A 19,142-nucleotide genomic window follows, 5' to 3' on the forward strand; every position below is an offset into this window, starting at 1 on the left:
GATGGCAAAGGTCGGCCTGTCCCTGGGCGTCTCGCAGCACCTGGCGCTGACGCCGCAGCTGCAGCAGTCCATCCGCCTGCTGCAGCTGTCGACGCTGGAGCTGGCGCAGGAAGTGCAGGACATGCTGGTCGACAACCCCTTCCTGGAGCTCGCCAGCGACGAGCCCGCTGGCGAGGCGCAGTCGCCTGCGGCGCCGGAGCGCAAGCTCGAGCGCAGCGAAATTGCTCCCATATCAGAAGCATTCGACGCAAGTCCGGCAAGCGAAAGAGCCGAAAACAGCACCAAAAGCGACAGCGACTGGGATGGCGACGATGTTGTCGACGCTGCCAGCGGCGACAGCCCCTGGAGCGCCGAGGCGCCCGGCGCCGGCCCCGCGCCGGACACCGACGACGATGCCGTCGGCAACCGGGAGAGCGCGCACGAGACCCTGGCCGATCACCTGCACCGCCAGGCGCTGGCGCTGCGCCTCACGCGCGAGGAGCGGGCCGCGCTGTCCTTCCTGATCGATTCGCTGAACGACGACGGCTACCTGGAGGATTCGCTGCAGTCGCTCGCCGAGGGTCTGGTGGGCAGCGGCGACCTCGAACGCGTGCAGGAAGTGGTCGAGCAGTTCGGCATTGCGCTCAAGCTGCTGCAAAGCCTGGAGCCCACCGGCGTCGGTGCGCGCGATCTGGCCGAATGCCTGCAGTTGCAGGTGCGTGCCCTGGGGCTGAGCGAAGCACAGCCGCCCGCCGTGCTCTGCGCTGCGCAGGTGATCTGCAGGCAGCCGCTGGAATGGCTGGCGCGCCGCGACGTGCGCCGTCTCGCGCAGGCCTGCAACGCCAACGAGGAAGAAACGCGCGCCGCGATGGCGCTGATCGCACGCCTGGAGCCGCGGCCCGGGCGGCGCTTTGCCGAGGTGGAGCGCAACATCATCATTCCGGACGTGATCGTGCGCCGGCGCCTGCAGGGCGGCGAGCTGCGCCTGGACGTGCAGCTCAACCCCGAGGTGATGCCGCGCCTGCGCGTGCACGACGTCTATGCCCAGGCGCTGCGCCAGCACCGCAAGGAGGACGGCCACCCGCAGCTGCAGGCGCGCCTGACCGAGGCACGCTGGTTCATCAAGAACATCGAGCAGCGCTTCGACACCATCCTGCGCACCGCGCGCGCCATCGTCGAGCAGCAGAAAGCCTTCTTCATCCACGGCGACCTGGCCATGCGCCCGCTGGTGCTGCGCGAGATCGCCGACGAGCTGGGCATGCACGAATCGACCATCTCGCGCGTGACCAACGGAAAATTCATGGCCACGCCGCAGGGCACTTACGAGCTCAAGTATTTCTTCGGCTCGGGCCTGGGCACGGACGCGGGCGGCAGCGCCTCCAGCACCGCGGTGCGCGCGCTGCTGCGCCAGTTCATCGCCGCCGAAGACCCGGCCAAGCCGCTGTCGGACAGCCAGCTCGCCGAGATGCTCAAGGAGCAGGGCATCGCCTGCGCGCGGCGCACCGTCGCCAAATACCGCGAACAACTCAAGATCGCGCCAGCCAGCCTGCGCAAACAGCTATAAAACGGATAGCCATGTCGGCCTTTCAGCTCTTTCTGCCCTGCGCCGCCGGCGTCGAGGGTTTTCTGGCCGACGAGGTGCGCGCCATCACCGGCAGCAACGCGGCAACGGCGCACCGCGCGGGCGTGCAGCTGAGCGCCCCCTGGCGCGCCGTCATGCAGCTCAACCTGCACAGCCGCCTGGCGCAGCGCGTGCTGGTGCAGCTGGCGCATGCCCCCTACCGCGGCGAGGACGACCTCTACGCGCTGGCGCAGGCGCAGCGCTGGGAAGACTGGTTCACGCCGCGCCAGACCTTCCGCATCGAGGTGACCGCGCACAAGAGCCCGCTCAAGAGCCTGAACTTCGCCGCGCTGCGCGTGAAGGATGCCGTGGCCGACCGCTTTCGCGAACGCGCCGGCCAGCGCCCCGACGTGGACACGCACCACCCGCAGGTGCGCATCCACCTGCACCTGACCGAGGCCGATGCGCTGCTCTCCATCGACACCTCGGGCGAGCCGCTGTTCAAGCGCGGCTGGCGCGAGGACAAGGGCGACGCACCGCTCAAGGAAACCCTGGCCGCCGCGATGATCGCCGCCAGCGGCTGGACGCCAGCAGCCGGCCTGCCGCTGTACGACCCCTGCTGCGGCAGCGGCACGGTGGTGATCGAGGCCGCGCAGATCGCCTGCCGCATCGCGCCGGGTTTGAAGCGCCGCTTTGCCTTCGAGCACCTGCTGGCGCACGACAAGGCCGCCTGGAAAACTATCAAAGATGAAGCTGCATCCGCAGTCCAGACAAGCGTTGCACCCATTTTTGGCAGTGATGTTTCGCACCGCATGGTGGACTTTGCCCGGCGCAACGCCGAGCGCGCGGGCGTGGCCGCGGCCGTGCAACTGCGCGGCGGCGACGCGCTGGAGCGCATGCCGCCCTGCGAGCCGCCGGGCGTGATGCTGCTCAACCCGCCCTATGGCGAGCGCATCACCGCGGCCGGTGCCGCCGGCCAGCGCCAGCGCGAGCGGGCGCAGGAGGCGCGCATCGGCCGCGAGAGCGCGCAGGCGGGCAGCAGCGAGGAATTCTTCCGCCAGCTTGCCAGCCACTGGAAGCGCCATTACGCCGGCTGGCAGGCCTGGATCCTCTCGCCCGACCGCGAGCTGCCGGGCGTGATGCGCCTGAAGGCCACGCGGCGCGTGCCGCTGTTCAACGGCCCCATCGAATGCCGCCTGCTGCGCTTTGACATGGTGGCGGGCAGCGCGCGCGGCCCCCAACCCCCGGTCCATGCCGACGCCAGCTGACGCTGCGGCCGCGGCATGGGTGATCGACACCAATATCGTGCTCGATCTCTTCGTCTTTGACGCGCCATGCGCCGGCGCGCTGCGCACTGAGCTGCAGGCGGCGCGCCGGCGCTGGTGCGCCACCGCCGCCATGCGCGAAGAGCTCGCGCGCGTGCTGCGCTACCCGGCCATTGCCGCATGGCTCACGCGCACCGGACGCAGCGCCGAAGCGGTGATCGCGCAATTCGACGCCCATGCCACGCTGATGGATGAGGCGCCCGCGGCCCAGCCGCGCTGCAGTGACCCCGATGACCAGAAATTCATCGATCTGGCGGTACAGCAGCGCGCGCTGCTGCTGTCCAGGGACAAGGCGGTGCTGCGGCTGAAAAAGCGGCTGGCGCCGCTGGGCGTGCGTGTCGCGCAGGGGATCGCCGTTACTCTATAAACAATAGCTGCCAGCGCTTGCCCATCAAGCGCTACAGCCCTGTTTGATCAAAAATTCACCACGGGCACGGCAAACCCTCTACCATCGCGCCACCCACCAACACAAGGAGAAAACAATGGGGTTGTTCAGCTGGAAGGAGATGCCTACCGCGGTGCTCGCGGGCGGCGGCGTGATAGCGCCCGACGAGCGCCTGCCGTGGAAGGAAACCGGCCTGATGGGCATTCAGCACGTGATCGCCATGTTCGGCTCCACCGTGCTGGCGCCGATTCTGATGGGGTTCGACCCCAACCTGGCGGTGCTCATGAGCGGCATAGGCACGCTGATCTTCTTTCTCGTCACCGGCGGCAAGGTGCCGAGCTACCTCGGCTCGTCGTTCGCCTTCATCGGCGTGGTGATCGCCGCCACCGCCTACGCCGGCAAGGGGCTCAACGCCAACATCGGCGTGGCGCTGGGCGGCATCATCGCCTGCGGCGCGGTGTACGTGGCGATAGGCGTCATCGTGCACGCGATAGGCACCGGCTGGATCGAGCGCTTCATGCCGCCCGTGGTCACCGGCGCCGTCGTCGCGGTGATCGGCCTGAACCTGGCGGGCATCCCGGTCAAGAACATGGCGGCCAACAACTTCGAGAGCTGGATGCAGGCGCTCACCTTTGTATGCGTGGCAGGCGTGGCGGTGTTCACCAAGGGCATGGTGCAGCGCCTGTTGATCGTCGTGGGTCTCTTGATCGCCACGGTGCTCTACGCCATCCTCACCAACGGCATGGGGCTGGGCAAGCCGTTCGATGTCTCGGGCATCGCCGCCGCACCGTGGATCGGCCTGCCGCAGTTCCACGCGCCGGTGTTCAGCGGGGCGGCCATGGTGCTGATCGTGCCGGTGGTCATCATCCTGGTGGCCGAGAACCTCGGGCACCTGAAGGCCGTGACCGCGATGACCGGCAAGAACCTGGACCCGTACCTGGGCCGCGCCTTCATCGGCGACGGCATCGCCACCATGGTGAGCGGCGCGGGCGGCGGCACCGGCGTGACGACCTACGCCGAGAACATCGGCGTGATGGCGGCCACGCGCATCTACTCCACCGCCGTGTTCCTCGTGGCCGCGCTGGTGGCGCTGCTGCTGGGCTTCTCGCCCAAGTTCGGCGCGCTGATCCAGGCGATTCCGCTGCCGGTGATGGGCGGCGTCTCCATCGTCGTGTTCGGCCTGATCGCGATCACCGGCGCCAAGATCTGGGTGGACAACAAGGTGGACTTTTCGCAGCCGCACAATCTCATCGTCGCCGCGATTCCGCTGGTGCTGGGCACGGGCGAGTTCACGCTCAAGTTCGGCGACTTCGCGCTGGGCGGCATTGGCACCGCAACCTTTGGCGCGATCCTGCTGAACGCGGTGCTGCAGCCCAGGCGATAGCTCGCCGGGTCAACGTTTGAACATACCCCAGAGCAAATCGAGCCCAGCACCGAGCAAATCCACATCGCCGCCCCCGCTGCTCCAGCTCGAAGCCTGTTCCCGCTGGCGCTCGCGCTGCTCGTTCATGCGCTGGCGCTCCAGCGCCACCAGGGCATCGGCCAGCCCGTCCGGCGTATGCGCCTGCGCGGTTTTGACGGCCTCGGCGCTGTGCCGCTCCAGCGCCTGGTCCACGGCTTTGGCGTCCAGCAGCGAAATCGCTGAATGGCACCAGGGGCAGCTGTCCTGTTTGCGAATGTCTATGGGCCCGCCGCAGCCGGTGCAGCGCACGGTATCGACGCGCGCGGCCAGCGCGGTGATCTCCTGCGCCGTGAGGTGGCGCACAAAACCCTTCTCGACCATGAACGAGCCGAAGGTGGAAAACCGCCCGTGGCGCTGCGCGCAGCGCCAGGTGACATAACGCCCGCCCTGCGCCACGTCAAAGCCGCGCGCCAGTTCGCGCGTGCAGCGCGTGCAGCGCAACCGGGTGGCCAGCGGATGGGCGGTATCGCCCCGGTGGTCGTGCAGCAGCTCAAACAGCTCCAGCACCGCCTGCGGTGCCAGGCGCGTGTTCTCGTGCGGATCGAACCACAGGCCCTGACAGGCAAAGCACAGATCGAGTTCAATGAAACCGCCCTCGCGTGCGGCGAACTGGCGGCTGTGCATGGGCTGGCGGCAGGAGGGGCAGGCAAGCGGCATCAGGCGATGATACGCAGGGGTGACAGCGCAGATCTGCCACCCTCACTATTGCTCCGGCCCCGTGAAGTTTGTACTGCTTGTGGGAGCGGCTTCAGCCGCGAACGACTGCATTCGCGGCTGAAGCCGCTCCCACACTGGAGACTTCATCGGGCCGGAGCAATAAGATGCGCGCATCCCTTCACAACGCATCCGCCTGCCATGCCCTCCCTCTGGAAAAAGCCCATCTCGCTCGAAGAAATCACGCGCGTACACATCGGCACCACCGTAGCCCACCTCGGCATTGAAATGCTGGAGATCGGCGACGACTTTCTGCGCGCCCGGGTGCCTGTCGATGAGCGCACACGCCAGCCGTTTGGCCTGCTGCATGGCGGCGTGAGCGTGGTGCTGGCCGAAACCCTGGGCTCCACCGGCGCCTACTACAGTAGCCCCGAAGGCCACCGCGCCGTGGGGCTGGACATCAACGCCAACCACCTGCGCGCCACCACCAGCGGCTGGGTCACCGCCACCGCGCGGCCGGTGCATATCGGCCGCACCACGCAGGTCTGGCAGATCGACATGGTGAACGACGCGGGGCAGCCCACCTGCACCTCGCGCATCACGATGGCGGTGCTGGATTCCTGAAAAAATCCCACTTCAGCGCTTGATGGGCGCGCGAAAGCAACTCTTTATTCAGAAGCATTCTCACGCTCGGCGCGCGCCAGCCGCTCGCTCTTCCAATACACCTCCGCGCCGCCATCCAGGCGGTTGAGCACGCGCGAGAGCACGAACAGCAGATCCGACAGGCGGTTCAGATACTGGCGCGGCGCGGGGCGCATCTCCTCGCTTTGCTGCAAGGCCACCACGGAGCGCTCGGCGCGGCGCGCGACGGTGCGGCAGACATGCGCCTGGCAGGCGGCGCGCGTGCCGGCGGGCAGGATGAATTCCTGCAGGCCGGGCAGCTGCTGGTTGTAGTGCTTGAGCGCGGCATCGAGCTGAGCCAGCGCATCGTCCTTGAGGATTTCGAAGCCCGGCATCGCCAGCTCGCCGCCCAGGTTGAAGAGCTGGTGCTGGATGTCGATGAACAGCTCACGCATGTCGGCGGGCAGCGCCTCGCACAGCAGCAGCCCGAGGTGGCTGTTGAGCTCGTCCACATCGCCCATGGCGTGCGGTCGGCCGCTGGCCTTGGAGACGCGCTGGTTGTTGCCCAGCCCTGTCGTGCCATCGTCGCCGGTGCGCGTGGCCACGGCGGTTACCCGTTTTCCCATCGGTGCTTCCTTCAGGTTTTTCGTCGGCCACGATTGTGCGCCGCATACCCCTATGATCGCGCCCGCACCGGCTCACACCATGAACACCGCTTCTACCATCCCGCCGCGCCCGGCACGCGCCCTCTGGCGCACCTACCTGGCCTTTCTCGGGCCCATGGTGCTGTCCAACATCCTGCAGTCGCTCTCGGGCAGCGTCAACGCGGTTTACATCGGGCAGATGCTGGGCACGGATGCGCTGGCCGCCGTCGCCGGCATGTTCCCGGTGGTGTTCTTCTGCATCGCGCTGGTGATCGGCATCGGCGCGGGCGCCTCGGTGCTGATCGGCCAGGCCTGGGGCGCGCGCGAGCCGCACAAGGTCAAGGCGATTGCCGGCACCGCATTGGCGCTGGGCGGATTGATCGGCATCGTGGCGGCGGTGCTGGGTGAGTTGTTCGCCCAGCGCGCGCTGGTGGCGCTGGGCACCGCGCCCGAGCTGCTGCCCGACGCCGTGGCCTATGCCCGCGTGCTGATGCTGAGCATGCCGCTGCTGCTGGTGTTCATCCTGTACACGCAGCTGCTGCGCGGCGTGGGCGACACCGTCACGCCGCTGCTGGCGCTGTGCCTCTCCACCGCCGTGGGCCTGTTGATCACCCCTGCGCTCATCCTGGGGTGGCTGGGTTTGCCCCAACTGGGCGTGGTCAGCGCCGCCGTGGCGGGCTGGGTGGCGTTCAGCGTGGCGCTGGCCTTTCTGTGGTTCTACCTGCGCCGCCGGGGCAGCCCACTGGCGCCCGATGCCGAACTGCTGCGCGATCTGCGCCTGAACCCGCGCCTGCTGCGCGCGGTGCTGCGCCTCGGCGTGCCGACCGGCGTGCAGATGGTGACCATCGCCATGGCCGAACTGGCCATCCTGGGGCTGGTCAACGGCTATGGCGCCGACGCCACGGCCGCCTACGGCGCGGTGAACCAGATCGTCAACTACGTGCAGTTTCCGGCGCTGTCGATTGCGATTACCGCCTCCATCCTGGGCGCGCAGGCGATCGGCGCGGGCCGCACCGAGCGGCTTTCCGCCATCGTGCGCACCGGGCTGTTGCTGAACCTCGTGTTCACCGGCAGCCTGGTGCTGCTGGGCTATCTGCTGTCGCACTGGCTGCTGGGCTTTTTCCTCACCACCGAAAGCGTGCTGGTGCTGGCGCAGACGCTGCTGCGGGTGATGCTGTGGGCCAGCGTGGTGTTCGGCCTGCAGGCGGTGGTGGCCGCGGTGATGCGCGCCAGCGGCACGGTCTGGGTGTCCACGGGCATCAGCGTGGCCAGCATCCTGCTGGTGCAGCTGCCGGCGGCGCATTGGCTCTCGGCACGCTTCGGGCTGGAGGGCGTGTGGATGTCCTACCCGGTGGTGTTCTGCACCATGCTGGTGCTGCAGAGCAGTTTTTACCTGCTGGTGTGGCGCTACCGGCGGATAGAACGGCTGGTGTGACCAGGCGCGCGGCAGTGCAAATTTCATCCGCGAATGCTAAATTTATCGCCATGATCACCACCACAGGCCACGGCAGCGCCACCGCACGACTATCGCCCCGGGCGATTGCCGCAGCGGTTCTGATCGCCGGCCTTGGCGCCACGGCAGCGCTGGTGCGGCACCAGGAATCGGTGAATCTGGAGGTGCAGCAAGCGCGCCTTCAAGCCATTGTCGACACCCTGGTGGACGACATCGAACAGCGCGTGAAAGCCTACGCAGGCATCGCGGCGAGCGTGCGCGACGTGATCGCCGCGCGGCCTGACCTGCCGGCCTGGATGTTCCGCTCCATCGTGGACGGCCATGCGGTCGCGGACACCTTCCCGGAGGTGCGCAGCGTCGCGTTTACCCGGATGGTGCCCGACCAGGATCTGGCGCGCTACACCGACTATCTGCGCCAGCTGCACCCGCTGCTCAGCGAAACAACCACGCTGGCGATCCATCCGCAGCTGCCCGGCGAGCACCACTACATCATCGAGCAGTTCTGGCCGTTCAAGGACGCGGGGCAGCTGGTCGGCATGGATACGCTGTCCCAGCCGGACAACATGGCGGCGATCCTCCGCACGACGGGCACGCCCAGCCTGGTGCTCTCGGCGCCTTTCGATCTGCTGCAAGGCGGGCAGGACCGCAAGGCTTTCGTCTTGCGCTATGCGGTCCATCCATCGCAGCCTGCGCCGGCAAGGGCGCCCTACATCGGCTCGACGGTGGTCACCGTGAGCACCCGCGGATTACTGCACGCCACCAGGACGGCGAGCGGGCGCGACCAGGTGTTTCTGCGCATCGAGGACGTGACCACCGGCACCCCGGTGCTGCTGGCCAGTGACGCCGCGACGCCGCAGGCCGTGCAGCAGCCCTTCGCCGCCCAGACGCCGCTGCTGATGGGCGGCAGGCGCTGGCGCGTGAGTGCCCTGCCGGCCGTGTCACTGCTCTCCAGCGCCGAACGCTCGCTGCCCTGGTGGATAGGCAGTGCAGGCGCAGGCCTGTCCCTGCTGCTGGCGTTCGCCGCCTGCAGAATGCTCCAGCGGCGCCGGCAAAGCCTGCTGGAGCTGACCTCGGCACGGGCCACCTTGCGCCAGCGCGAGATCATGCTCAAGCGCATCTTCGAACAAAACATCCTCGGGGTCGCCGTGGTCGACATGACCAGCGGCAAGATCGTGGAGGCCAATGCGCGTTTTGCCGAGATACTGGGCTACGACAGCCGGCAGCTCGCGGGCCGGCCCTACTGGAGCTGGCGCCACGACCCCGACACGGTGCAGGAGGCGCAACAGGAATTCCAGGCCCTGCACAACGGCGGCGCCGCATCGATACGCACCGACAAGCGGTTGCGCCACCGCGACGGCTCGGAGGTCTGGATCGACCTGACGATTTCGCCGCTGGCGGAACAAGGCGAGACACCGACCCAGGCGCTCTGCATTGCCCAGGACATCACCGCGCGGCGGCAGATGGCGCGCAAGCTGCAGCGCAATGAAGCGCGCCAGCGATCCGTCCTCAACCACCTGCCGATTGCCATCCTGCTGCTCAAGCCCGGCGGCGAGATCGAGTACCGCAACGAGGCCTTCGTGCGCATCACCGGCTACACCCGGGAGGAAACGCCCACCGCCGATGCGTGGCTGGCAATGGCCATTCCGGACGCCGGCATGCGCGAACGCATCAGCGCCGACTGGAACGTCCGTGTGCTGCAGGCCATGGCGGGCGACGGCCTCATCGAAGAGCGCGAGTACGTCATCCGCAGGGCCAACGGCGAGTCGCGAACGATCACCGCGTCAGGGGTCATCGCCGCAGGCCGGGAGATGATCCTCATTGACGACATCACCGACAGCAAGCAGGCGCAGACGGAAATCCAGTACCTTGCCAGCCATGACCCGCTGACGGGAGCCGCCAACCGCGGCACGCTCATGCGGGCACTGCAGGAGGCGCTGCGCGTGAGCGAGCGCGCCGGCACGGCGGGGATGGTGCTGATGCTGGACCTGGACGGTTTCAAAACGATCAATGAGACCGCCGGCCACCAGGCGGGCGACGAAGTGCTGCGCCAGGCCGCCGCCCGCATGCGGGCCATGCTCAGGAGCGGCGACACGGTGGCGCGCCATGGCGACGACACCTTTGTGCTGGTCATGGAGACCGAGACGTCGCAGGAGCCCGCCTCCAGACACCATGCGGCGGAGGTCGGGCAGCACCTGCTGGACGCGCTGGCCAGGCCCTGCGACATCGGCGGTCAGGCCCTGCATACCAGCGCCTGCATGGGCATCGCGCTTTTCATGGGCACGCGCGAGAGCGCGGACGAATTGCTCAAGCAGGCCGACATGGCGCTGCACCAGGCCAAGCAGGCGGGGCCCGGCAGCCTGCGCATGTACAGCCAGGTGGAGCACGAGAAGCTGCAAAAACGCGCCAACCTGGTGCGCGACCTGAGAGCCGCCATCGAGCAGCAGCAATTCGAGCTGTACTACCAGCCCCAGATCCGCGCCGCAGCGGTCATAGGCGCGGAGGCGCTGGTGCGCTGGCACCACCCGCGGGACGGTTTCGTGTCGCCGGCGCAGTTCATCCCGCTGGCGGAAGAGACCGGCCTGATCGTGCAGCTGGGCGAGTGGGTGCTGGGCAGCGCCTGCAGGACGCTGGCCCGCTGGAGCACCGACCCGTTGCTCAGGGACATCCAACTGGCGGTCAACGTGAGCCCGCGCCAGTTCTACCAGGAGCAGTTCATCGGCACCGTGCTGGCAGCGCTGTCCACCAGCGGGGCCGACGCCAGGCGCCTGGAGCTGGAGCTCACCGAAGGCCTGTTGCTGCAGGACGTGGAGGGCACGATCACCAAGATGGACGAGCTGCGCGGCTACGGCGTGAGCTTTTCCCTGGACGATTTCGGCACGGGCTATTCAAGCCTGGCCTACCTCAAGCGCCTGCCGCTGGACAAGCTCAAGATCGACCAGAGCTTCGTGCGCGACGTGCTGGTGGACGACAACGACGCGGCCATCGCCCGCACCATCGTCTCGCTGGGCAACACCCTGGGGCTGGCGACGATTGCCGAGGGCGTCGAAACCGAGGCACAAAAGCGCTTCCTGCTGCACAACGGCTGCGATACCTGGCAGGGCTACCTGTTCAGCCGGCCCTTGCCGGCGGCGGATTTCGAGCGCTTTGTGCACGCGCAGAAGCGGGCGGCGTAGGCGGCTCTGGCCTCGCTCCCGGTGAAGCCAATGTTCACTTCGATCGTTGATTGCGACCCTTCGCGCCTTCAAGCCGCCATTCGCTCCATCAGACAACCTGTCCACACCGCTTTGGTCTAGAGTGGCATGCCCCTGCTGCGTGCCGCTATGCCCCCATCCCTGTCCGTACAGCCCCTGCCCGAAGTCGCCATGCGCACACTGCGCCTGTTTGTGCTTACCGCACTTTTTTGCGTGCTGGTCGCGGCTGTGCTCACGCTGGCCGAACCCGAGCGCGACAGCTTCGGGCGCAATCTGTGGTTTTCCGAATGCATCGGGCTCTGGGTGGCGTTCTGCGGCGCACTGGTGCGCCAGCTGCCCTGGGTGCGTCGACGCGGATCGCGCACGGCCTTGCTGATGGCGCTGGGAATCGGAATCCCGCTGGGCTATGTGCTGGGCTACACCACGGCGTATGCGGCACTGGGCGAGCCTATAAAGATCATCGGCGTGGCGGATGCGCGCCTGGCCGCCATCGGCGCCACGCTGCTGGCCGGAGGCTTTGTCAGCTACCTGACCTGGCTGCGCAGCCGCTTGAGCAGTGAGGCGATGGCGCGTGCCAGCGCGCAGCAGCTCGCCGCCGAGGCCGAGTTGCGCATGCTGCGTGCGCAACTCGATCCACATATGCTGTTCAACACGCTGGCCAACCTGCGGGCATTGGTCGATGACGACCCTGCCAGCGCGCGCCTGATGATCGACCGCCTGATCACCTGGCTGCGCGGCGCGCTGGCCGCTTCGCGCAGCGACAGCACCACGCTCGCGGCCGAATTCGCGCAGCTCGCCGCGTATCTGGACATCATGGCGCTGCGCCTGGGCGCGCGCCTGCGCTACACGCTCGATCTGCCGGAGGCGCTGCAGACCGTGCATGTTCCGGCGATGCTGCTGCAGCCGCTGGTGGAAAACGCCCTGCGCCACGGCATAGAACCCAAGATCGGCGGCGGCAGCGTTCGGGTGAGCGCGCGGCTTGGCACGCAGGGGCTGGAACTGGAGGTGAGCGACACCGGTCTGGGGTTGCCACCCGATGCGCCGGCAGAGCCCGCTGGTGATTCGCCCGGTGGCTTTGGCCTGGCCCATGTGCGCGAGCGCCTGCAGGCACTCTACGGCGATCGCGCCAAGTTGTGGCTTGCGCGCCAGCAACCCTCGGGCACGCGCGCCATCGTGAGGATTACGACATGAACGTCGCCCCTGCTGCCCTGGCGCTGATCGCCGAGGATGAACCGGTGCTGGCGCGTACGCTATCGCGCCTGCTGCTGCAGGCTTGGCCGTCACTGCGCCTGGCACCGGTGGCCGAAGACGGCTTCGCCGCCACCACGCAGGCGCTGGCGCTGCTGCCAGACGTGCTGTTCCTCGATATCCGCATGCCTGCGCGCACCGGGCTGGAGGTGGCCGAGATCGTCAGCGACGAGTGGCCCGAGGACCGGCCCACTCCGCTGCTGGTGTTCGTTACCGCCTACGACGAGTTTGCCGTCTCGGCCTTCGAACAGGCAGCGGTCGACTATGTGCTCAAGCCGGTGACGCCCGAGCGGCTGGCGGTGACCGTGGCGCGGCTGCAGGAGCGGCTGGCCGTGCGCTCGGAACCTCGCGGCGGTGAAGCCGCCGCACAGGTGCAGCAGATGCAGGCGCTCGCCGCGGGTGAAGCGGCCAGCGGACCCATCCGCGTGATCCGCGCGGGCGTGGGCAACACGGTGCGCATGATTCCGGTCGCCGAGGTGATCTGCCTCGAAGCCACCGACAAGTACGTCACCGTAGTCACGCCCGATGGCGAGGCGCTGGTGCGCATGAGCCTGCGCGAGCTGGCCACGCGCATCGAAGGCGGCGACTTCATCCAGGTGCACCGCAGCGTGCTGGTGAACAGCCGTCACATCGTCAGCGCCACGCGCGATGAGCTGGGCCACTGCAGTCTCACGGTGCGCGGCCTCGCGCGACCGGTCAAGGTCAGCCGCGCCTTCGCGCACCTGTTCCGCCCCATGTAGCGGCGCGGTTCGGTCGCCCCTGCGCACGCTTCACGCACGGCGCGCGGCAGTCCGTCGCAATTCACTGGCGGCAGACAAAGCGGCTTCCTACAGTGCGGGTCATCCCACGACCGATAGCACACCCCAGGAGCCCCTTCCATGCGATTTCCCCGCTGCTTCACCCTCGCCGGTGCGCTCGGTCTCACCCTGCTCGCAGCGTCCGCCAGCGCCCACGATCTGACCGTCGAGGTGCTGGGCGCCCGCTCCGACAAGGGCACCGTCGACGGCGCGCTGTACGCCGATGCCGCGAGCTGGCTCAAGACGCCGCGCACCGGCGAGCGCCAGCCGGCCGCCGCACGCGTGCTGCTGGTCTACCGCGACCTGCCCACCGGGCGCTACGCGCTTTCGCTGTTCCACGACGAAAACGGCAACGGCAAGCTCGACAGCAACGTCGCCGGCATCCCGACCGAGCGCTACGGTTTCAGCCGCGATGCGCGCGGGCGCATGGGCGCGCCCGACTTCGACGCCGCAGCCATTGACCTGCAGGGCGACACCACCGTCACCGTGCACCTGCGCTGACCCCCGGGAGACCGCCATGCAACGCCGCGATTTCCTCCACACCCTGCTGGCCGCTGCCGGCAGCACCGCGCTGGGCGCACACGCCACGGTCAGCGCCGACCCCACCGCCGCCGCCTTTGCCGCTGCGCAGGCCAGCCACCCCTGGACGCTGGGCTATGTCGGCCTGCAGCAGGATGCCGCCTCCATGGCCTTGAACGTCCAGGGCCGCATGCCGGCGGGCCTGGCCGGCCGCTTCTACCGCAACGGCCCCGCGCGCCACCTGCTGGGCGGCGAGCGCTACCACCACCTGTTCGACGGCGACGGCATGGTGCAGCAGTACACGTTGAGCGACCAGGGCGTGACGCACCGCGGACGCTTCGTGCGCACCGAGAAATTCCTCGCCGACAGCGCCGCCGGCCACCCGGTGCGCGCCGCCTTTGGCACCAACCCGCCGGGCGCCGAGGCCGTCACCGCGCCGGACGCGATCAACGTCGCCAACACCAGCGTGCTGCAGCACGGCGGGCGCTTCATGGCGCTGTGGGAGGGCGGCTCGGCCACCGAAATGGACGCGCAGACGCTGGACACGCGCGGCCCCCGCGTCTGGTCGCCGGACTACGCCGGCATGCCGTTCTCGGCCCACCCCAAGATAGAACCCGATGGCACGCTGTGGAACTTCGGCATCAGCAGCTCGGCCGGCCTGCTGTCGATTTACCACATCAAACCCGGCGGCGATCTGGCCGCTGCCACCAGCATCAAGGTGCCCGACATCGCCATGGTGCATGACTTCGCCGTGACCGAGCGCCACCTCGTGTTCCTGCTGCCGCCGCTGGTGTTCGACCGCGACCGTGCCGAGGCTGGCGAGACCTTTCTGGACAGCCATGTCTGGCGCCCGGAGCTCGGCCTGCGCGTGCTGCTGCTGGCCAAGGACCGGCTGGATGCGCCGCAGTGGTTCACGCTGCCGGCGGGCTTCGTGTTTCATATCGGCAATGCGTGCGAAGAAAAAGGCGTGGTGCGCCTGGACTGCATCCGCTCGCCCAGCGCTTGGGCGGCCACCACGGCACTCAAGGATCTGATGCGCGGACAGTACGCCGAAAAGGAGCACACCGCCGTCGCGCTGCTGGAACTGAACCCCGCCACTGGCCAGGCCGAACAGCGCCTGCTGCCACTGGTGGCGGAGTTCCCGCGCGTCGATCCACGCATCGTCGGCCGCACCTACCGGCAGGTGTTCACCGCCGCGCGGGTGGATGCGGGCGACCGACCCGGTTTTGATGCGGTGATGCGCCTGGACGTGGCGACGGGCGCGCACGAGCTCTACCGCTATGGCCGCGAGGTGATGGTGGAGGAGCACCTCTTCGTGCCTCGCCCCGGCAGCCGTAACGAAGGCGAGGGCTGGGTCATGGGCACGGCGCTGGACCTCGCGCGCCGGCAGATGCTGCTATCGGTCTTCGACGCGCAGCACCTGGCCGACGGCCCGCTGGTGCAGGCGCGCATGGACCGCGTGATGCCGCTGGGCCTGCACGCCATCTTCGTGCCGGCCTGAGGCTGTGGCCATGCACACCGCCGCCACCTTGGCCAGCGACCCCGAGCCGGGGCCGGAGCGCATCCATGCGCTGTGCGACGGCATGGTGTCCATCGCGCTCACCGTGCTGGCGCTGGAGATCCGCTTTCCCGAAGGCCCGCGCGGGCCGCTGCGCACGCTGCTCGGCCAGATGTTGCCCGGCGTGCTGGCCTTCCTGCTGAGCTTTGTCGTGATCAGCGGCTTCTGGCTCGCGCACCACCGCCTCACGCGGCGCGTGCGTCACACCAGCCGCGGCTACAACCTGGCCAACATCGGCTTCATGCTGGCGCTGGTCTCGCTGAACTTTCCCACCGCCGCGCTGGCGCACTATGGCGATGGTGATGCGCTCGCCGTGGTGCTCTACGCCGCCGTGGTCGGTGCGACGGGCGTGATGCTGCTGCTCATCGTCGGCACGGCGCAGCGGCAAAACCTGTTCGGGTCTGCCTTGGGCGCGCAGGAATACCGCCAGGCCCTGGGCGTGGTGCTCTGGCCGACGGCGGTGTTCCTGCTCTCGATACCGCTGGCCTTGCTGCACCCGACTGCCGCCATGTTTGCATGGATGCTGGCCGCCCTCGCACCCACGGTGCGGCGCCTGTTGGTACGCGGCTGAAACGATCACAGCCATTTCCCCGATTTCACATGGAGGTACGCAATGCAAGGAACACTGTTGGTGGGCTGGGGCGCCATCATCCCCGGCCGGGAGAAGCAGGCGGCGCAGGTGCTCGGTGAAGCCATGGGCTATCTGACGGCACTGAAGGGCGAGGGCCGGCTGGATGGCATGGATGCCGTTCTGCTGGAGCCCCATGGCGGCGAGCTGGAGGGATTCGTGCTGCTGCGGGGCGATGCAGCGCAACTGGCGGCGCTGCGCGCAGAACCGGCATTCGTGCGCACCATCGTGGCGGTGCAGCTCGTTCACGCCAAGGTGCGCGTGGTGGCCGCCTTCGAGGGCGCGGCGATGCAATCACTCATGGGCATTTGGGATGAACAGGAAGACCGTTTGCTCGGCTGAAAGTAGGCTGCTGCCGCTTCCCCGCGCACCACGGCAGCCCCGTTCCTACAATCTGCGGCACGACATCTTTGTACAGGAGCCCCCCGCCATGAACGCCCCCGCCTCCACCGCCCAGTTGCTCGCCATCGCGCCGCGCCCCGTGCCGCAGGCGCTGCTGGATGCGCTGGCGCAGCGCTTCGGCGCGCAGTTCTCCACCTCCCTCGCCGTACGCGAGCAGCACGGGCGCGACGAATCGCCGTTCACCGATGCACCGCCGCCCGCGGGCGTGGTGTTTGCCGAAAGCACGCAGGATGTGGCCGACGCGGTGAAGCTCGCCAGCCAGCACGAGGTGCCGGTCATCGCCTGGGGCGCCGGCTCGTCGCTGGAAGGCCATCTGCTGGCCGTGCAAAGCGGCATCAGCATCGACGTGAACCGCATGAACAAGGTGCTTTCGGTCAACGCCGACGACCTCACGATCACGGTGCAGCCGGGCATCACGCGCAAGCAGCTCAATGATGCGATCAAGGACCAGGGCCTGTTCTTTCCCATCGACCCCGGCGCCGACGCCAGCATCGGCGGCATGACCGCGACGCGTGCCAGCGGCACCAACGCGGTGCGCTACGGCACCATGCGCGAGAACGTGCTGGCGCTGGAAGTGGTGACCGCCGGCGGCGAGGTGATCCGCACCGGCACGCGCGCGAGGAAGAGCAGCGCGGGCTACGACCTCACGCGGCTGATGGTGGGCAGCGAGGGCACGCTGGGCCTGTTCACCGAAATCACCGTGCGCCTGTACCCGCTGCCCGAGGCGGTGAGCGCGGCCATCTGCTCCTTCCCCAGCATCGAGTCCGCCGTGCGCACGGTGATCCAGACCATCCAGCTCGGCGTGCCGATCGCGCGCGTGGAGCTGATGGATGCCAACGCGGTGCGCGGCGTGAACCAGTACAGCAAGCTCACGCTGCGCGAACAGCCGCTGCTGTTGATGGAATTCCACGGCTCGCCCGCCAGCGTGAAGGAGCAGGCCGAGACAGTGCAGGAAATTGCCGGCGAGCACGGCGGCGCCGACTTCGAGTGGGCCGACACGCCCGAGGAGCGCTCGCGCCTGTGGACCGCGCGGCACAACGGCTACTTTGCCGCGGTGGCCAGCCGCCCGGGCTGCCGCTGCATCACCACCGACACCTGCGTGCCGATCTCGCGCCTGGCGGACGCCCTGCTCGACAGCGTGGACGAGGCCGACGCCAGCCGCATCCCCTATTTTCTCGTCGGCCACGTGGGCGACGGCAACTTTCACATGGGCTACCTCATCGACCCCGACGATGCCGACGAGCGCGCCCGCGCCGAGCAGCTCAACCACCAGCTCGTCGCCCGCGCGCTGAAGCTCGGCGGCACCTGCACCGGCGAGCATGGCGTGGGCCTGCACAAGATGGGCTTCCTGGTGGATGAGGCCGGTGCGGGCAGCATAGCCATGATGCGCGCCATCAAGCGGGCGCTGGACCCGAAGAACATCCTGAATCCGGGCAAGATCTTCGCGCTCTGAGCGCCGATCCGGCTATGCGGGCGCCGTCGCGGGCGACAGGCGCCTCGCGGCCACGCCGGCGCCGACGAACGCCGCCGCCGCCACGCTGATCGCCAGCGCCACGGCCGAGCCGTAGAAGATGCCCGAGTACCAGTGTCCATCCATCATCGCGCCCCAGACCGGCGCGGCGACGCTGGAGCCCAGGTCCAGCCCCGAATACACCATGCCGTAGACCCGGCCCGTCGCGCCCGGCGGCGTGGCGGTCTTGATCAGCATGTCGCGCGACGGTCCGGCGATGCCGATGCCAAAGCCCGAGACCGCGGCGATGACCAGCCCCACGATGCCGCTCGTCAGCGCCAGGCCGACGACCACCATGAGCAGCGCCGACGCCATCAGGCACACGCCTATGGTGAGCTCCATGCGCTTGACGCGCCCGACGATGAAGCCGCCCAGGACCATGCCCGCGGCACTGCACAGCATGAAGCCGGTGACGACGCTGGCGGCCAGCGCCAGCGGCATCTGGTAGAGCCGCTCCAGCGCCGGCGCGGCAAAGCTCTGGATGGCCGTGAGCGAGCAGGTGGTCCAGAAGAAGAAGGCAAAGCACAGCCAGACCGCCGGCAGCCTGAGAAAGGCCAGCGGATGCTCCTGCATCGCAGCCGCCGATTTCCCAGCGTTTTCGGTCTTTGGCGCTTGTTCAGCAAGCGCATCGCGCTGCCAAAACAATAGTGCCATCACCACCACCGCCCAGACGGCCGCGCTCAGGCAGGCGATGCGCCAGGAGCCGCTGGCGGCCGCGATCACCGCGAGGATGGGGGATGCCGCCCAGCCCAGGTTGCCCGAAATCCCGTGGGCGGCGTAGGCATGGCCCAGCCGCTCGCTGGAGACGCGGCGGTTGAGGATGGTGAAGTCCACCGGGTGAAACGGCGCATTGCCCAGGCCCGAAAGCACCACGACAAGCACAAAGCCGCCATAGCCCGTGCTGCTGGCCGCCGCCACCGCGGCGGCGGCAAACAGGCACAGCGAGCCAAACAGCACCGGCCGCGCGCCCACCTTGTCGACGACGAAACCCGCGAGCGCCTGGCCTATGCCCGAGGTGACGAAGAACACCGACAGCAACAGGCCCAGCTCGGAATAGCTGAAGCCGAACTCCGCCACCAGCAGGGGAAACAGCGGCGGCAGCAGCAGCTGGAAGAAATGCGAGGTGCCATGCGCCAGCGTGACCAGGCTGGTGGTGCGCACGTCCTCGCGCAGGCGGGCAGAGGCGGTAATCGTCATGGGCGCGA

The 19,142-nt window shown here is 68.4% G+C and carries 17 protein-coding genes; 14 read left to right on the top strand and 3 right to left on the bottom strand.

Annotated elements, in window-relative coordinates:
- Window position 1: 1 nt before the first annotated feature.
- The 4 genes from K320_RS0108395 to K320_RS0108410 all read left to right on the top strand — a co-directional run bounded on the left by K320_RS0108395 (window position 2) and on the right by K320_RS0108410 (window position 4,634).
- Entirely contained in the window at window positions 2-1,543 is a 1,542-nt protein-coding gene (locus K320_RS0108395; protein WP_024538391.1) for an RNA polymerase factor sigma-54, read from the top strand.
- An 11-nt stretch (window positions 1,544-1,554) separates the two neighbouring features.
- Window positions 1,555-2,808, top strand: a complete 1,254-nt coding sequence (locus K320_RS0108400) for a THUMP domain-containing class I SAM-dependent RNA methyltransferase (protein WP_024538392.1) — start codon at window positions 1,555-1,557, stop codon at window positions 2,806-2,808.
- A complete protein-coding gene (locus tag K320_RS0108405) occupies window positions 2,792-3,232 on the top strand; it encodes a PIN domain-containing protein (RefSeq protein ID WP_029695956.1) in 441 nt (146 codons plus the stop codon). The genes K320_RS0108400 and K320_RS0108405 overlap by 17 nt, the downstream gene beginning before the upstream one ends.
- A 115-nt stretch (window positions 3,233-3,347) precedes the next feature.
- Window positions 3,348-4,634, top strand: a complete 1,287-nt coding sequence (locus K320_RS0108410; protein WP_024538394.1) for a solute carrier family 23 protein — start codon at window positions 3,348-3,350, stop codon at window positions 4,632-4,634.
- A 9-nt stretch (window positions 4,635-4,643) separates the two neighbouring features.
- On the opposite strand, the gene K320_RS0108415 is transcribed toward K320_RS0108410, so the two are convergent.
- Window positions 4,644-5,369, bottom strand: coding sequence for a zf-TFIIB domain-containing protein (locus K320_RS0108415; RefSeq protein ID WP_024538395.1), 726 nt, complete (start codon window positions 5,367-5,369; stop codon window positions 4,644-4,646).
- A gap of 198 nt (window positions 5,370-5,567) precedes the next feature.
- Between K320_RS0108415 and K320_RS0108420 the strand changes: the two genes are divergently transcribed.
- Entirely contained in the window at window positions 5,568-5,990 is a 423-nt protein-coding gene (locus K320_RS0108420; RefSeq protein WP_024538396.1) for a hotdog fold thioesterase, read from the top strand.
- Between the two features lie 44 nt (window positions 5,991-6,034).
- Here K320_RS0108420 and K320_RS0108425 read toward each other — a convergent pair whose 3' ends face one another.
- Window positions 6,035-6,613, bottom strand: coding sequence for a cob(I)yrinic acid a,c-diamide adenosyltransferase (locus K320_RS0108425; RefSeq protein ID WP_024538397.1), 579 nt, complete (start codon window positions 6,611-6,613; stop codon window positions 6,035-6,037).
- Between the two features lie 79 nt (window positions 6,614-6,692).
- Here K320_RS0108425 and K320_RS0108430 point away from each other — a divergent pair, with 79 nt between their 5' ends.
- From K320_RS0108430 to K320_RS0108470, 9 genes are all read left to right on the top strand, one after another.
- Window positions 6,693-8,066 (top strand): MATE family efflux transporter, encoded by a 1,374-nt coding sequence (locus K320_RS0108430; protein WP_029695957.1) that lies wholly within the window; start codon window positions 6,693-6,695, stop codon window positions 8,064-8,066.
- A 50-nt stretch (window positions 8,067-8,116) separates the two neighbouring features.
- Window positions 8,117-11,257, top strand: coding sequence for a bifunctional diguanylate cyclase/phosphodiesterase (locus K320_RS0108435; protein WP_024538399.1), 3,141 nt, complete (start codon window positions 8,117-8,119; stop codon window positions 11,255-11,257).
- A 126-nt stretch (window positions 11,258-11,383) separates the two neighbouring features.
- On the top strand, window positions 11,384-12,466 hold the full coding sequence (locus K320_RS0108440; RefSeq protein ID WP_156913906.1) for a sensor histidine kinase: 1,083 nt from the start codon (window positions 11,384-11,386) through the stop codon (window positions 12,464-12,466).
- The gene (locus K320_RS0108445; RefSeq protein ID WP_024538401.1) at window positions 12,463-13,263 is read left to right on the top strand and encodes a LytR/AlgR family response regulator transcription factor; all 801 of its coding nucleotides are present in this window, start codon (window positions 12,463-12,465) and stop codon (window positions 13,261-13,263) included. The genes K320_RS0108440 and K320_RS0108445 overlap by 4 nt, the downstream gene beginning before the upstream one ends.
- A gap of 138 nt (window positions 13,264-13,401) precedes the next feature.
- A complete protein-coding gene (locus tag K320_RS0108450) occupies window positions 13,402-13,821 on the top strand; it encodes a DUF2141 domain-containing protein (protein ID WP_024538402.1) in 420 nt (139 codons plus the stop codon).
- Between the two features lie 16 nt (window positions 13,822-13,837).
- Window positions 13,838-15,340, top strand: a complete 1,503-nt coding sequence (locus K320_RS0108455; protein ID WP_024538403.1) for a carotenoid oxygenase family protein — start codon at window positions 13,838-13,840, stop codon at window positions 15,338-15,340.
- Between the two features lie 10 nt (window positions 15,341-15,350).
- Window positions 15,351-15,968 (top strand): TMEM175 family protein, encoded by a 618-nt coding sequence (locus tag K320_RS0108460; protein ID WP_024538404.1) that lies wholly within the window; start codon window positions 15,351-15,353, stop codon window positions 15,966-15,968.
- A 42-nt stretch (window positions 15,969-16,010) separates the two neighbouring features.
- Window positions 16,011-16,367, top strand: coding sequence for a hypothetical protein (locus K320_RS18385; protein WP_024538405.1), 357 nt, complete (start codon window positions 16,011-16,013; stop codon window positions 16,365-16,367).
- An 88-nt stretch (window positions 16,368-16,455) separates the two neighbouring features.
- A complete protein-coding gene (locus tag K320_RS0108470; RefSeq protein ID WP_024538406.1) occupies window positions 16,456-17,880 on the top strand; it encodes an FAD-binding oxidoreductase in 1,425 nt (474 codons plus the stop codon).
- Between the two features lie 12 nt (window positions 17,881-17,892).
- Here the strand turns inward: K320_RS0108470 and K320_RS0108475 are convergent, their stop codons facing one another.
- A complete protein-coding gene (locus K320_RS0108475; RefSeq protein WP_024538407.1) occupies window positions 17,893-19,134 on the bottom strand; it encodes an MFS transporter in 1,242 nt (413 codons plus the stop codon).
- Window positions 19,135-19,142: the final 8 nt, after the last annotated feature.

This window comes from Comamonas badia DSM 17552 (genome assembly GCF_000484635.1).
Taxonomy (GTDB): domain Bacteria; phylum Pseudomonadota; class Gammaproteobacteria; order Burkholderiales; family Burkholderiaceae_C; genus Comamonas_C; species Comamonas_C badia.

Excerpts from the sequence above, each read along its gene's own strand:
- K320_RS0108430 (WP_029695957.1), top strand. The coding sequence starts at position 6,693 with ATGAACACCGCTTCTACCATCCCGCCGCGCCCGGCACGCGCCCTCTGG.
- K320_RS0108410 (WP_024538394.1), top strand. The coding sequence starts at position 3,348 with ATGGGGTTGTTCAGCTGGAAGGAGATGCCTACCGCGGTGCTCGCGGGC.
- K320_RS0108440 (WP_156913906.1), top strand. The coding sequence starts at position 11,384 with ATGCCCCTGCTGCGTGCCGCTATGCCCCCATCCCTGTCCGTACAGCCC.
- K320_RS0108425 (WP_024538397.1), bottom strand. The coding sequence starts at position 6,613 with ATGGGAAAACGGGTAACCGCCGTGGCCACGCGCACCGGCGACGATGGC.
- K320_RS0108460 (WP_024538404.1), top strand. The coding sequence starts at position 15,351 with ATGCACACCGCCGCCACCTTGGCCAGCGACCCCGAGCCGGGGCCGGAG.
- K320_RS0108395 (WP_024538391.1), top strand. The coding sequence starts at position 2 with ATGGCAAAGGTCGGCCTGTCCCTGGGCGTCTCGCAGCACCTGGCGCTG.
- K320_RS18385 (WP_024538405.1), top strand. The coding sequence starts at position 16,011 with ATGCAAGGAACACTGTTGGTGGGCTGGGGCGCCATCATCCCCGGCCGG.
- K320_RS0108405 (WP_029695956.1), top strand. The coding sequence starts at position 2,792 with ATGCCGACGCCAGCTGACGCTGCGGCCGCGGCATGGGTGATCGACACC.
- K320_RS0108450 (WP_024538402.1), top strand. The coding sequence starts at position 13,402 with ATGCGATTTCCCCGCTGCTTCACCCTCGCCGGTGCGCTCGGTCTCACC.
- K320_RS0108415 (WP_024538395.1), bottom strand. The coding sequence starts at position 5,369 with ATGCCGCTTGCCTGCCCCTCCTGCCGCCAGCCCATGCACAGCCGCCAG.
- K320_RS0108470 (WP_024538406.1), top strand. The coding sequence starts at position 16,456 with ATGAACGCCCCCGCCTCCACCGCCCAGTTGCTCGCCATCGCGCCGCGC.
- K320_RS0108475 (WP_024538407.1), bottom strand. The coding sequence starts at position 19,134 with ATGACGATTACCGCCTCTGCCCGCCTGCGCGAGGACGTGCGCACCACC.
- K320_RS0108445 (WP_024538401.1), top strand. The coding sequence starts at position 12,463 with ATGAACGTCGCCCCTGCTGCCCTGGCGCTGATCGCCGAGGATGAACCG.
- K320_RS0108420 (WP_024538396.1), top strand. The coding sequence starts at position 5,568 with ATGCCCTCCCTCTGGAAAAAGCCCATCTCGCTCGAAGAAATCACGCGC.
- K320_RS0108455 (WP_024538403.1), top strand. The coding sequence starts at position 13,838 with ATGCAACGCCGCGATTTCCTCCACACCCTGCTGGCCGCTGCCGGCAGC.
- K320_RS0108400 (WP_024538392.1), top strand. The coding sequence starts at position 1,555 with ATGTCGGCCTTTCAGCTCTTTCTGCCCTGCGCCGCCGGCGTCGAGGGT.
- K320_RS0108435 (WP_024538399.1), top strand. The coding sequence starts at position 8,117 with ATGATCACCACCACAGGCCACGGCAGCGCCACCGCACGACTATCGCCC.